Below are 14366 nucleotides of genomic sequence, written 5' to 3' on the forward strand. Positions count from 1 at the left end.
AACACCTGGTGCAGGACACGCCTGACCACGCTGCACGCGGGGACCCTCTGACACCGAGACAGACGGGGTGTGCGGCTGGCAGAGGTCGTCCGGCCACGAGGAGCACAGACAATCGCCCGGAATTCATCCGTCAGGTCCTGAAGCAGTGGGTGTCTCGTACCCCTTGGACGGCCCAGTGGTCCAGTGTGGTACGGGCAGCCTCGACCTGCACTGCCGCTGGCGACAAGCCACCCAACGAATTCACCTGCGTGAGGCAGACGGGCTGATACCTGCTGAAGGACGAGGCCGATCAGGAGACACTCTGCAGGGGCAACCAAACTCCCATAAGTTGGTCTGGCCTCATCCGGTTGGGCAAATCTTCTCACCTATGTGCATGGGATGTGCTACAGGTGAAAAGATGGCAAAAATACCTCGTTCCTCTCAGACAGTCGGCGGATCAGGCGAACGGCGGCGGCGCATCTATGGCGTCACCCTCGCCAGCCTATTCCTCACCCTCACGCATCTCCCCGGGGCCATGGTGGTCGCTGCCCCGCAGGTCTTTGCCCGTGTCGGGCCAGGCGTGAGTGGCTTGCCTCCCCAGGTCACGGCCTTCAGCGATCCCGGTTTTGGCGAGCTCTCCGATGCCGTGAACGTGGCGACCGGCAACGTCTACTTCGAGCTGAACCAGCTGAATTGGAACAATTCCCTGGCCTCCTCGCTCGCCACCGCATCGGCTCCGAGTCCGGCGCCTCCTCCAGAGCCAAGTCCGACGCCCTCACCCAAACCGCCCCCGAGCCCTAAGCCCAGTCCCTGCTGTACGGTCGATCCCCCTCCGGGAGGAGGCTACGGCATGTCCTCTCCCTCGACCAGCAAGACAGCGGCAAACTCGGCCCGCTCCACGTCGTCGTTCGCTTCCACCAGTACCACCTCGAGCTTCACAGCCACCCCGGATGCTCCGGGAAAGACGCAAGTCAACGGTCTCTTGCGGCTGAGCGGTTTTAACACCTATAACCTCACAGCACCCCAGGAATGGGCACTCGGCCTGGGGGATGGCGGCTATCAGTATTATCGTCGCGCCACAGATGACGAGATCAACAATGCCCCCACGTGGATCAGTGCCCGATATGCTGGCGTCCGCAGTCAGTTGACCTACTTCATCTCCAAACCACAAGCAAGCGTTCAGGTGGACGAAACCTGGTTGGTCCAGGCTCCCGTCACACCGTTGGGCGGCGGAAGTGCACGGAATATCGTTTATTACTACGATCATTCCGGGAACCGCACTGCCTTCTATGGTGATGGCGAGTACGCGGACTTCACGCAGACGCCGCACGAGCAGTACCGTGCCCTGAAGTTTCAGGGCGATGAGATGGGCTATGGTCCTGCGGCGCCGAAGACCGAGTTCACCTATACCGCCCCCGGCAACGGCCACCTGGCCAAGGTGCGGGATAGCTGGGGCCGCGTCACCACCTACACGTGGGATGAGGCCGCAGGAGTTGTCGTCGCGGTCAACATGCTCCTCCAGGACGAGAACGACAACAACTCCTGGATGCGGCGGATCGAGTACGCGTACGAGGTGGTGGGGAATCAGCGGGTGGTCACCTATATGGCCTTCCGAACCTATGACGGCCGGGGCAACCGCATCGGGCGTTGGTTCGATCTGAACTACCGCCTGGGCACAAACAATGAGGTGTTGCTGTATCAGCTCATCCGGCCTTCGCTGGCGGGCAATGTGGAAGGCACCCTGGGCGAGGGGGGCGGCAAGACCACCACCTACACCTACGACAGCCAGAACCAGGTCATTCGGACCAGCACGCCCGGCGAGCCGGACACCACCTTCTCCTACGGGCAGTCCACGGCGGACACGGGGGCAGGGGGACCGCGTGTCACCCAGCAGCAGGGGGACCGCGTCACGGTGTACGAATTCTCCCCCGAGGGCTGGCTCCGCAACAGGAGCGTCCGCCACTTCAACCCGGTCAGGGGTGTGGATCAAGACCCGCGCAACAGCATCTGGAACGGTCTGAATACCATGTCGTGGTATGACGCTGCCGGGCACCTGCTCGCCCAGAACCTGCCCAGCGGGATGCAGTTGCAGTACACCTATGACCGGCACGGCAACCGAATCACCGAGGCGGTCTACCCGAATGCAGTCAACTGGGCACCGACCCCGCCAGCCGGTTATGAGCGCCTCACCGAATACACCTACGACAACGACAACCGCCTGACCCGCGAAACACAGGTGGCCCGCAGTGGTCAGGGCAAGGCCGGATATTTGGGGACCGCCTCGGATGCGTCCTTTAGTTACGGTAGTGTCGAGAAGCGGTACACCTATGGCCAGCACGATCCGGTTCAATCGAGTACGGGGCCTTTCACTGCGGTTCGGCTGGTGGCCGAAGACCTGTATGTGGCGGGGGAACTGAGACGCCAATTCCACACGGCCCTCGATGTGTACGGGCGGACCACCAACACGGTCCTGTTTCTGAACGGCTCGCCCTACAAGACGGTGGACTACTCCTACTACGGCGACGGTGCCTACGTGGGGCTGGTCTACCCCAGCAGCATGACCACCCCCAAGACCGATGGCCGGACCTATGACCGGGACAAGAGTGTCCGGCAGTATGCCGATCAGGTGTCAGCCAAGGTCAGCAATGGTGTCCGCACCGAGTACCTGTACGACGAGTACGGCAATGTTGCCCGCGAGCTGCTGCCCACTGCCCACACCTATGCTTGGGACAATGGGGTGGCCAAGAATGCGCAGCGGCACCACTGGTGGATGTACAACGGGTTCGGTCAACCCGTCTGGGAATCGATGTGGGAATATCTGCCGGAAAAAGACAGCTGGCCGCAACTGATCAGTCGGCAGTGGGCGTACTACGCCTCGGGTGAACTCGACGCCTCCTGGGAAGGGACCCCTGACCGGGTCACGGATTATCGCTACTACATGGACGAAGCCAATCGAGGCCGGTTGGCCGCCAAGGTGACCGGTGTGGGCAGCAGCAACGCTTTCGGGGTCAACACACCCCACGAAACCATCAACTACACCTACGACGGTTATGGGCGGCCCAACGCGACCAACGTGGACGGCTTCACCACGACGCTCACCTACGACAGCCTTGATCGCGTGGTGCAGACCGTCAACCCCGACGGCAGCTACCGGAAGATGGAATATGACTCAGGTGGGAACCTCCATCTCGAAGTGATCAAGAATGTGGGCGCTCCCGAGCAGGTCGTCTGGCATGAGTGGGACACGCTGGGCCGCGAGGTCAACACCATCTACCCCGAAGGGACCGTCCGGACCTACTACGACGCCTTTGACCGGCCTGTCAAGATTACCGATAACCGGCTCACCATGAACGGCAGCGAGAACGACCGATCGACGTATCTTGTGTACGACACTGCTGGCAACCTGGGCAAGGAACTCGGTCCGGCTCTGGTGACGGCAGGGGGGCAACCCTATACGGACGCGCGCCGCCCTTACGCGGAATACGGGTACGACCAGATGGATCGCCGCACCGTCGAGGGCCGCCTGCTCTACGGGGCCACAATTACCCCCTCCACCATGACCTTCCCCAATGGCGCTGCGGTGGCCTGGACGAACACGACCTACGATGTCTTCAATCGCCCCACCAAAATCACGAACGCGGAAGGGTATGAAAGTTACTTCTCCTATGACAATGGTGACAACCTCACCACCGTTTCCAAGCAGGTCTGGAAGGGGAATGAAACCGACCGCGACACCGTGCGGAATGGCTTCGACTGGGTGATCACGCGCACGGCCTATGATGCCCTCGCGCATCCCGTGCAGCAGGTGGACGCAAGAGGGAACAGCAGACGGACCACGTATGGTTTCTTCGGCCCCACGATGCAGGTGGACGAACGCAACATCGTCACCAAGGTCTTCACCTATACCCCGGACGGCCTGCTCGAAGGGGTGTGGGAGCCGGACAACAACACCAGTACCACTGCGCAGTATGGCAGCGTGGACCGTTGGAATCCCGGTGGCACGCACGTCCGGGTAGAGTACCGGGAGTACGACAACCGCGTGTTCCCAGCCCGCATCTATACCGCCCACATGAACACACCGGCTGGTCCCAGCAGTGGAGCCTTGACCAGTTACGTGTACAACGACCAGGGCAAGCCCACCCGCACCACCCTGCCCCCTGATCAGGGCGGTGCGACCGCCACCATTGAGCAGGACTATGACAACACCGGCAACGTGCTGCGGATCAAGGATGCCAACGGCTTCCCCACCACCTTCACCTACGACTGGGCTGGACGGCTGGTAGGCAAGCAGGAACAGGCTCGGCCCGGGAATCAGACGGACATCGATGCGGGCCTGGGGAATGGCCTTTCCTCTTCCTATAGGTATGACGCGACTGGGAATCTGACCTACAAGACGGAACACGGCCTGATCACCGAGTACCGCTACAACAGTCTGGGGAAGGTTATCTCCGAAAGCCGTCCCCGGGTGGGGGACGGCACTGGCAGCAACTGGAAGCTGCGCACCTACCGCCTGGACGGTCTGAAGACCGCCGAAACCAGCTACGACTACTCCGGCAATCTGGCGAGCTATCCGAATGTGATCAGTGCCTGGGATGCCAATGTTGCGCCGGGAGCCTCCGGCAACATCACCCAACGCGAATACGACTATGTCGGGAATCCCATGTTTACGACCTCCTGGGGCCCCTGGCGAGCCTGGGAGAAGACGGAGCACACTTCTTATGACGGCGTAGGCAACCGCTACAAACGCCGCTTTTGGGGCAGCACGGCCATCTATGCCGAGCAGCGCAATGCTAGTGGTGCACCGCTGGGTCATGGAAACGTCTGGACCTACTGGCGGTACGACTCCAACAGGAACCTGATCGAGAAGTGGGATACACCCGGCAACAGCAGCAACGAGGGTGTGAATGATCCCAACGACCGGCAGAACGTGTTCACGTACACGTACAGCGCGACGAACAAGGAAGCGGGCCAAAGTCGGACCATTCAGGTGAAGTACCGCAGCCAGGTGCCGAACAACAGCCTGAACACCACCTATGGCAGCAACGGTGTTCTGGTCGCCGCAAGTGAGGCCAATACCACAACGAGTTACACCGAACGCGACCAGATCGAGAAGGCGACCACGACAGACAAGACGCCTTACCTGGACGGCAATAATCCGACCCAGCAGGGCGTGCTGGGTGGGGCCATCACCCGTCACCAGCGCTACGCCTACTACGCAGATGGGCGGGTCCAGAACAGCTGGACCGGCGACGGCACCACGGATACCGCCTACAAGGGAGTCGAAAGCTATGACCAGCGTGGGCGTGAACTCGCGGTGTACGACAGCAACGGCGGCCTGAAGAAGACTGCTCCCGCACGGACCTCCAGCACCTATGGAACGGACGGCTCTGTCTTCAGCAAGATCGATCAGAGTGGGTACACGGTCTATACCGTCAACACGGCTGTTACTGTGGGTGGGCTGACAGCATCCAGCGTCGTGTTCAATAATCCAAGCAATTACGTTAAGCAGCAAAGCACCACAACCACCACGTACAGTTATGCCAATGGTTCTGCCTTGACGGGTGTGCCTTACAGCATCCGATTCAGCACCGGATCGTGCTTTGAAAATCCCGAAACCGGAATAAATCCCTGTTATACACAGAACAATGCGTACTCGGCGTACGGCGAATTGATCCGCAGCACGGACGCCAACGGCGTTCCTGCCTATTCCGCCACATACAACGGCGGCGGGAGCATGACCGGCGAAACCAGAGGCAATATCAACATCACCTATGTCTTGGATTCACGTGGCAACCGCCTGAGTGTGAGTGGTGGGAATGAGAGCGGGTATGTCAAGCGTTACGATGCAGACGACCGGGTCGCACAATTCAACAACCTGAACAACAACGCGGTCAGTACGACCTTCTGCTCGGACAAGTGCTACGGTGTCGGAAATCGTTACAACGATTTCCGCTACGACCCGCTGGGGCAGCAGGTGCTCAGCAGCACCGCCCAGATCGAGGAACAGAACGCGGCCCCGTGGTTACAGGAACACGGGGTGTGGCGGGACGTGAACAGCACCACCATCGTGAACGGTGAAGCGCAGCTGATCCTGCGCAAGGCAGGCAACTACATCTGGAAGTGCAAGCAGTCCTGGAGTGGGAGCATCAGTTGCAGTTTGTGGAGTGACACCTACCGCAACAACGCCCCACAGTACCGGGATGCCGCGTACTCTCTGGCGGATGGGTACAACGACGACACCACCTGGGACGGGACCAAACCCTTCGCGGTGACGGCCAGCGTCGAGCAGTTGGATGCTCCGCTCCAGACACTGAGCAGCACCCTGAAGATCAACCCACTCGACCTGGCGCCGCCTACCCTGCCCAAATTGCCTGACCCCAGCCAGATTCAACAGGGGGAGGGCGTGCAGGCCAAAGATGCTCCTGTGACGACGGAACAGGTGCAAAAGATCAACCCACCCAGTCAGGACAAGCACCCGGCAGATTTGCAGGGTGGCACCCAGGGTACTCGCCAGGCCAAGCCCCGTGATGGAGCAGTGCTTATCCAGGAAGTACCTGCCAACTTCGATGACGGCGAAGGCTTCCAGACTGCCGTCTATGCGGTAACCAGCAAAAAGGATTATCTGTTGGAAATTCAAACACTTGGAACAGAGGACGACTTTAAAGCATGGCTTGTCCGAGTGACGGATGTTAAGGGAAGAGCCTGGGTTGACGGAAAAACAATTAATGCAGCACTTGGCGATGCCGATAGAGCTTCTCGCGAAATTGCCCTAGCAACTATTAAGTTGGCAAAAGAAAATAACTTTGGCAGCGAAACTATCAAGAACCTGGAGGATACATTTGAGGCTATTTCTAATCTGTCGCCAATTGCTAGGCTGCATGAAACAGCAATTGTCGCTTTGGAGGTCTTTGCCGCAACAAAGGGCGTTGGCGACAAATCTTTTGGAATGTCCATGCGAGAAACCGGAAGACTTGCCCGTAAGGCATTGGCCTCCACAAGTCAGGCTGATTTTTCGCAGAGTATGGCTACCTTAATCGATAGCGTCAACACTCCGGGCGAGGGTTATCATCCTATTGCCCCTGGGCAGATTGGAGAGCTATTCAAATCGGGCAGTTTCAGCTATAGCAGCAGGATTGGCTTTCTATTGAGTCCCGAGATGTACTGGCTTGACAAAGTATACAGCGGTGAGTTGCTTGCTGATGCAGTTACTGCTGGGGTTATAGGCGGGGGTGTGGCTTTTGCCAGATTTACGAAGATGGCGGGGTCCCTAAAATCTTCGCGTTCCCAATATTACGGTGGTCGGACCAGTAATGGGTATGACTTACGCTCGCCCTGTCCCAACTCCTTCACCCCCTCCACGCCCGTCCGCACCCTCTCTGGTCTGATTGCCATCTCTGCTCTGACCGTCGGGACTCCCGTCTTGGCCTACAACGAGCAGACGGGTGAGAATGGCTACTACCCCATCACGGCTGTCCACAAGAACACCGACCCGGAGATCACCTACCTTGCTATCCAGGACCCTGAGCAGGGGAACAAGCTGGAGTACATCCAGACGACACCGGAACACCCCTTCTACGTCAAGGCGTGGTCTGACACCGGGGAGACGCCCAAACCCGTCGGCCACGAGGACCTGGGCAAGAACTGGGTGGGTGCCGGGCACCTCAAGATTGGGGATAAGATCAAGCAGGCGGACGGCACCACCGGCGTCGTCGCCAACGTGGTCACCCTCGGGCAGACGCGGGAGATGTTCAATCTCACCGTCTCCGAGGCTCACACGTACTATGTGGGCCAGGACGGCTGGTTGGTTCATAACTGTGGGCCAAACCCGTTTGTCAACAACAAGGGGCAGATGTACCCGCTGTTCAAGGACCCTAGAACTGGGGAATACATAAGCCCGCCGTCCGGCTTTAACCTTACTCAAGTTCCTAAAGCTAATCGTGTGACTTGGACTAATAAGGAACGAGGAGAGTTCATCAAGGAGTGGTATGACCGTGGTTACTCTACACCTGAGGGCGGTTGGGCTAACTATGACATTCATCATATCCTGCCGAGGGAGTATGGCGGCACGAACGATTTTATGAATCTCGTTCCAATGCCTAGAGATTTCCATCAGCAAGTCGTTACTCCTTGGTGGGCAGGCTTCAAATGAGCAGCATATCTTCGATCCTTGATAGCTTGAGCTTAATTCCCTCTGAAACCCTAGACTTTGGAAGTGGAGTCTTGTCGGAATATAAATCATACTACGTACCAGCCGCCGAAGAACTTCAAAACGATGTGAACTCGCACGACATTCCAGCAGAGCTTAAGAAGCTTTGGAGTAAGGCATCGAGGACATCTATATATGAAGATATGTCTTATGGACAGTGGGGGCTAGTTATACATGATAACTCCTGGGCTCACCGAGAAACTGAACTCTACAGAGACATGTACCCAGATCAGTTAAGCACCCAAGATCTTATTTTTGGAGAATTCTTAGGTGACAGCGAAAAGGCGATTATCTCGCTCGATCCTGCTGATTATGGCTCAATAAAAATTATGCAGCCTCTTGAAAGCAAGGAGGACTGGCCCGTAGTGGCGTCGTCACTAAGTGAGTTTCTTGAAAAGTTATTAGAAGGCAAGGGGCAAAAATACTGGTCGTAATTTCTAGTTTTCTTCGTGACTATAAGAAGTTCTAAAACCAATCAAATGCCCGATTATTGACCACGAACCCTCGTACCGCCGCCTTCTAAAATAGCCGCTCCAGTACCCTTCTGGAACTTGGAGCGGCTTAATTTCTGTTCAAGATCACCTTTGTTAAGTGACAGGGTGCTACCGAGGTGCTACCTCGCCGGTTTCTGCTCAGCTTGCCTTGCTCTGCTGAAGCAGGTCACTCAAACTGGGGGCAGCCTCCCGGCGCTGCTCGTCATACAGGTGCGTGTACACCTGCATGGTGAACCCCACGTTGGTTTGCCCCAACCGATCAGCGATGACCTTCGGCGCGACTCCCCAGAAGGCCAGCAGGCTGGCGTGGGTGTGGCGAAGGTCGTGCAGGCGAATACGAGGCACCCCAGCGGCCCTAGCGAGGGTGTGGAAGGTCCGGGTCAGGTTGGCAGAATCCAGCACCGTGCCGAGTTGCGTCAGGAACACGAGGTCGTGTTCCTGCCACTGCTCGCCCATTTCGGCGCGTTCCGCCCCCAGTGTTCCTGCAAAACCTGTACGGCATCTGAGGCCAGGGGAATGAGCCTTTTGCTGGCCCGCGTCTTGGGTTCAGTGATGTGGGAGCCGTCCTTGAGTTCCACCAGGTTTGTCCGCACGCGGATGACCCCCTGCTGCAAATCCGTGTTGGCCCAGGGCAGCGCCATCAGTTCCCCACGCCGCATCCCCGTCGCCAGGGCGATGTAGAACAGGGCGTACAGGCGGTGGGAGCGGGCTTGTTCGAGGAACAAGCCCACCTGCCCGGTCGTCCACACCTTCATCTCCGCCCGTGGCGTGGCCCTCCTGGGCACCTTCACTGCGTCTGTCACATTGCGGGGCAGCAGTTCCAACCGCACGGCATACTCCAGTGCCCCGTGAATCAGGACGTGAGCGTGTTCTAGCATGCGGTGGGACAACCCCTTGGCCTGAATCTGTTTGTGCAGGTGGTCAATGTGCCGGGGTTGCAGCCTGTCCAGCCGCTCCTTACCCAGGATGGGCTTCAGGTGGTTCTCGAGCACCCCCCGGTAACTCTGGAGAGTGGAAGGGCGAACTTCGGTCGCCTTGTGTTGCAGCCAGGTGTCGAGGTAGCTGCTCACGGTCAGGGTAGAGACGGCAGGCAGGATGCCATCTTGCCGCTGGACCAGGGCGCGGTTCATCAGTTCCCGCACCCCTTCCTTGGTGGGGGCGGTGAAGGACTGCCGGACTTGTTTGCCGTCCCTCCAGCCGACGGTGATGGAGCCTCGGTAGCTGATGATGCGACCTGTCCTATCCTTGCGGGCGTAGATGCTGCCTTCGTTGTTGGCTCGCTTCTTGGTGGGCTTCCCTCGCTTGGGTCGGGAGGGCGGTGGACTGCTATGCTTCATGGTGATCCCCTTGACACGTGGATTCGACTGGGGCCGGGTTTTCCAGGCCATCGGCCCCAATCGACCTATTTTAATACATTTGCAATAGTATTGATAGAAAGTACGTCTGCAATACCAAGGTGGGGTAAGGTGGGGGCCATGAAGCGCCTCACCTGGAAACTCCCCACTGCGCTTGAGGCCCTTGGGGCGACCGCGTACCAACTGGAGACCCGGCTAAGAGCAAACCTTGCCCTAGAGGCTGAACGCGCCGCCACAAACCAGCGTGAAGGGGCCAGTACAGGAGAGCGGGAACGTCCGGTTGGCTTCAGTCCCAACACCATCTACAACTGGTGCCGGGCGACCACACCCCCCGAACGCATCCAGACGGCGACCCTGGAACGCATCCTCGCCGCGCTGGAACAGATGGCCGGGCGAGAAGTGGAACTCTCGGAAATCCTAGCCTGGGAAGAGGTCGAGGCGGATTGACCGGACTGTACCAAAAATGGTACATTCCTTTGGCGTGACTGTTCCTTCCGAACCCGAGACGCCCCAGCCCATCCTTGAGGTTCGGTTCTTCCGTACCACGGCGGCAATGAACCCGTTCGGGAATGGTTGAAGTCCCTGACCCGCGAGGACCGCAAGAGCATCGGGGAGGACATCAAGACGGCTCAGTTCGGCTGGCCTATCGGGATGCCCTTAATCCGCAAGCTGGAGAAAGGGCTGTGGGAAGTCCGTACCACGCTGGAAGACGGGATCGCTCGCGTCATCTTCACGGTCGTCGGCAACCGCATGATCCTGCTTCACGGTTTCGTCAAGAAGTCCCAGAAGACCCCGAAGAATGACCTTGAGACTGCCCGGAAACGCCTAGGCCAGGTGGAGGCGAATGACAATGAGTAACGAGCCTGTGAATAAGCACATCGGAAGCAGCTTCGACGACTTTCTGGCAGGAGACGGACTCCTGGCAGACATCGAAGCCGTGGCATTGAAGCGCGTCATCGCGTTTCAACTCGAACAGGAGATGAAGCGCAGCGGCTTGACGAAAACTGAACTGGCTTTCCGCATGGAGACCAGCCGCTCGGCGGTGGATCGTCTGTTGGACCCGGAGAACCACGCCGTTACCCTGCGGACCCTGGAACGTGCGGCGGGCGTACTGGGCAAGCGGCTGAGGCTCGAATTGGTCTGACTCCCAACACGGTGCTATAGCGGCGCTACACGTTCACGAAAGGAGGTGTTTTTAGCTACTCAAGCCTGAGACGCTGATTCTTTAAATAACGTCTGGGGCGGTGTTTGTAAAAAGCCGTCCTGCCTCTTAGCAGATGTTCAACCTCACCGTCAGCGAGGCTCACACCTACTACGTCGGCCAGGACGGCTGGTTGGTGCATAACGCGGATTGCGTTGTACCAAACCGTAGAGCAGCACTTAATGCGGCCAAAGACCAAGCTGGAATTCCACGCTCACAGCAACCTGTCGATCAATGGACCGTTGGTCCGAGTTCACAACGAAATGTTGGCTCAAGCGATAGCTTGAGCAGCGATAAAGGAACTTGGGGTCGCTATTACCAGTATGATACGCCGGGCGGTCCAAGAGTAGTCGTTGAACACTACGGGGATATACCAAAAGCGTCCCACACTCATGCTGGTCAGCCCAAAGGTAATTCGTGGGATATGACATCTGATTCAGGAATCAGCGGTACCAGAACATTGGAAACTATGATCATATATACTATCCTCCAAAGTAAAGGGGCATCAGATGAATGAAAAGATGATGGTCATACAAGCTCGGAATAGAGTGAAGAAGGTCATTGAAACTGATCAACCCATACATTTATACAAATTAAGTGAACAGGGTTGGTCGGCGATCAAAGACAGTGGGATATATGCTTATGAGGCGCTTTATTCAACTCTATCAATTGATGATGTGGTTGGTACACTACACAGATTCTTGTATATAAATGTTGCTAACCTAACAGAGCCGTTTTATATTAAGCTGGGATCAATAGATGATTACACGGGAGAGATCGTGGAAGCTATCATTAGGGGTTCAACCTTGATAGGAGAAGGCGGAGAGATAGCGCACCTTGAAGTTCATGACTTAACTCTACGAATGTATACGGCTAAGACGAGCATAGATATGTTGGAAGATTTAAAGGAGGTTTGATCATTCGATTGTGGACGGGCCCATACTCCCGGTCCTGCTCCTCTTCCAACGCCTCAGCTTCCCGCTGACGCTGTGCTTCTAACTCCTGCTGCTTGCGGGCACGCCGCTGGAGTTCCCGCTCCGCTTCCAACTCGTCCTGAGCCGTGAAGAAGGTCTTGGCCTCAACGCCACGTCTCGCCCCTAGAAACTCACGCCGTTCGCGCTCAGCCCGGACTGGGTGAGGTCGGAGCTACCCACAGCATCCGGCAGGGTGGAAGCGCGTTGACTGGCAGCCGCTGGCTTTTCGGGAACGCGCTTCCTCGTTGGTCGAGTCGAACCATTACTGATTTGCGCCACATGAGAAGGGCCGTTCCGGCAGAATGGCCCCGTGAAAAGATGTGGACTTGCTGTGTTCCTCCTCAGTGTTCTCTTAAGCTCCTGCGGGTCCGATGGCCCTCCACCCAGTGTCGCCGTCATCACGCCGTCCAGTGACGCGGTGGTGAGTGGCACAGCCGCCGTGCAGGTCACGCTGGGGGACGACGAGAAGGTGGACGAGGTCAGCGTGTATGCCCGGTTGCGCGACAGCAACGAAGATGGGCGGCTGGTCGGCACGGTCAACACCAGCCCCTACATCATCTCGTGGAACACGACCAGCATGCCCAATGGCGATGACCTGGAAGTCTACGCGGTCGCCCGCCGGGGCGGGGCAACCGGGAAAAGTACCCCCGTGCCAGTCCGGGTGCAGAATGCGACCGCTCCAACCCTTGCCTACCTCGTCGCCTACAACTTGCCGTCGAACATCACGGGCCAGAGCCTCAAGGAGGGTGCGGGTCTGCCTGGGGGTATCGACCCCCGTGCGATTCGCCCCCCCGGGGGCTTGAAGAGTGCTTCCGTGCCGCTGTCCCCACTCCGTCCACAGGCGACTGAAGGGCGGCAACTCGGCATCGAGTGGGCCTGGAATCCGGTGGACGGGGCCACCGGCTACCGCATCCTGATGGCCACCAAGAGCATTGCGGGTCCCTACGACGTGGTTCGCAATCAGGCGGCGTCGGCAGGGACGGTGAGTGTGGAGAAATACTCCCAGTTCCTCACCACCTCCAACGTGGGCGACAAGGTGTACGGTGCAGTCCGCTCCCTCACCGGCTCAACCGGCGAATCCGCGCTGTCCAATGCAGGACGCGCCGTGTTCCTTGACACGCAGCAGGTCGCCAGTCCCGTCGACAACCAGAAGGTGGCAGATGGCCGCCCGGTCCTCACTTGGAACACTCTGCCGGGTGCCGAAGGCTACCTCTACTTCCTGTGCGACCGGCCCTGCACCACCGATGGCGCGAAATACGTCTGGACGAACTACCCGAACGTGACCAGCAGTCTGAGTGCCGTGTATCCCTCGAACAAAGCCCCGCTCCCCGCAGGAACTTACTCCTGGTGGGTGGCTGGCGTCCGCTTCAACAACGGCAAAGGCACCCCGGTGTCTCTCAGTTACAGCGAGCAGCGCCGCCTGGTGGTGCCTTGAAACGGCTGGGGGCCGCCGCCCTGCTGCTCGGGGCACTGCTCACTGGATGTGGTGAGGACACCGCGCCTGCACAGGATTCCTTTCTGCTCACGACGGCACTGCCTACACCAGCGACGCCGGGCACCGAGGTGACCGTGTACGGTCGGCTTCCGTCCAGTGTGACGACGATCCGCCTGGGGGAGCGTTCGCTTCCTGGAACGCCGGTTCGGGACGGTGTCCGTGTCAAGCTGCCCGAGGATCTTCTCGCTGGCCTGTACACCGTGACGGTGCCTGGTGTGGAAGGCAGTTCGGTCCCCCTGGATGTCGTGCCGCGTCTGGATAGCGTCACCCTCACGGGAGACGTGGTGCAGGCCAAAGGGGCCGGGTGGGGCGCGGACCCCGGCCTCGCGGTGATCGAGGTAAACGGGCAACGGCTCAGCACCACCGGGGATGCCGGTACCCTCAGGGCGACCGTGAATAACAACCTCCCGAATGGGAACGGCACGGCCAGTGACCTGTACGGCGCCTTCAATGTGCGCGTGATCGTCGGGGAGCGGGCTAGCCAGACGCAGCCCATCCGCAAGGATGCCGCCAGCGTCACGGGCACCGTGACGCGTCCCCTGAATGGCGCGAGCCTGAAACCCCAGGCCGCCCCTGTGCCCAGAGGGACGGTTCCTTCCCCCGTGCTGCTCGTTCCGGAGGGTCAGCCTGTTCCGCCAGCAGGCCTCCTCCAGCAGGTCCAT

The 14366-nt window shown here is 58.8% G+C and carries 9 protein-coding genes; 7 read left to right on the forward strand and 2 right to left on the reverse strand.

Annotated features, from left to right (window positions below):
* Nucleotides 1–397 precede the first annotated feature (397 nt).
* Both E5F05_RS01850 and E5F05_RS01855 read left to right on the forward strand, forming a co-directional pair.
* The gene (locus E5F05_RS01850) at nucleotides 398–8128 is read left to right on the forward strand and encodes a polymorphic toxin-type HINT domain-containing protein (protein ID WP_146719781.1); all 7731 of its coding nucleotides are present in this window, start codon (nucleotides 398–400) and stop codon (nucleotides 8126–8128) included.
* A gap of 26 nt (nucleotides 8129–8154) precedes the next feature.
* On the forward strand, nucleotides 8155–8619 hold the full coding sequence (locus tag E5F05_RS01855; RefSeq protein WP_146719782.1) for a hypothetical protein: 465 nt from the start codon (nucleotides 8155–8157) through the stop codon (nucleotides 8617–8619).
* A gap of 198 nt (nucleotides 8620–8817) precedes the next feature.
* On the opposite strand, the gene E5F05_RS21820 is transcribed toward E5F05_RS01855, so the two are convergent.
* Nucleotides 8818–9135 carry a tyrosine-type recombinase/integrase gene (locus E5F05_RS21820; RefSeq protein WP_146719783.1) on the reverse strand — a complete coding sequence of 106 codons (318 nt, stop codon included), beginning with the start codon at nucleotides 9133–9135 and terminating at the stop codon, nucleotides 8818–8820.
* On the reverse strand, nucleotides 9096–10016 hold the full coding sequence (locus E5F05_RS21825; protein ID WP_184117679.1) for a tyrosine-type recombinase/integrase: 921 nt from the start codon (nucleotides 10014–10016) through the stop codon (nucleotides 9096–9098). Before E5F05_RS21825 ends, E5F05_RS21820 begins: the two co-directional genes overlap by 40 nt.
* A gap of 138 nt (nucleotides 10017–10154) precedes the next feature.
* On the opposite strand from E5F05_RS21825, the gene E5F05_RS01870 reads away from it, so the two are divergent.
* The 5 genes from E5F05_RS01870 (at nucleotide 10155) to E5F05_RS01895 (ending at nucleotide 13644) form a co-directional block, all read left to right on the forward strand.
* On the forward strand, nucleotides 10155–10481 hold the full coding sequence (locus tag E5F05_RS01870) for a hypothetical protein (protein WP_146719785.1): 327 nt from the start codon (nucleotides 10155–10157) through the stop codon (nucleotides 10479–10481).
* Between the two features lie 126 nt (nucleotides 10482–10607).
* A complete protein-coding gene (locus E5F05_RS01875) occupies nucleotides 10608–10892 on the forward strand; it encodes a type II toxin-antitoxin system RelE/ParE family toxin (protein WP_184117680.1) in 285 nt (94 codons plus the stop codon).
* Nucleotides 10885–11178, forward strand: a complete 294-nt coding sequence (locus E5F05_RS01880) for a helix-turn-helix domain-containing protein (protein WP_146719786.1) — start codon at nucleotides 10885–10887, stop codon at nucleotides 11176–11178. The genes E5F05_RS01875 and E5F05_RS01880 overlap by 8 nt, the downstream gene beginning before the upstream one ends.
* 566 nt (nucleotides 11179–11744) lie before the next feature.
* Complete coding sequence (locus E5F05_RS01890) at nucleotides 11745–12152, forward strand: hypothetical protein (protein WP_146719787.1); 408 nt, start codon at nucleotides 11745–11747, stop codon at nucleotides 12150–12152.
* Between the two features lie 478 nt (nucleotides 12153–12630).
* Entirely contained in the window at nucleotides 12631–13644 is a 1014-nt protein-coding gene (locus E5F05_RS01895) for an Ig-like domain-containing protein (protein WP_244944471.1), read from the forward strand.
* The last annotated feature ends 722 nt before the right edge of the window (nucleotides 13645–14366 follow it).

Origin of the sequence: Deinococcus metallilatus (genome assembly GCF_004758605.1) — a bacterium.
In the GTDB taxonomy this organism is placed as follows: Bacteria; Deinococcota; Deinococci; order Deinococcales; family Deinococcaceae; genus Deinococcus; species Deinococcus metallilatus.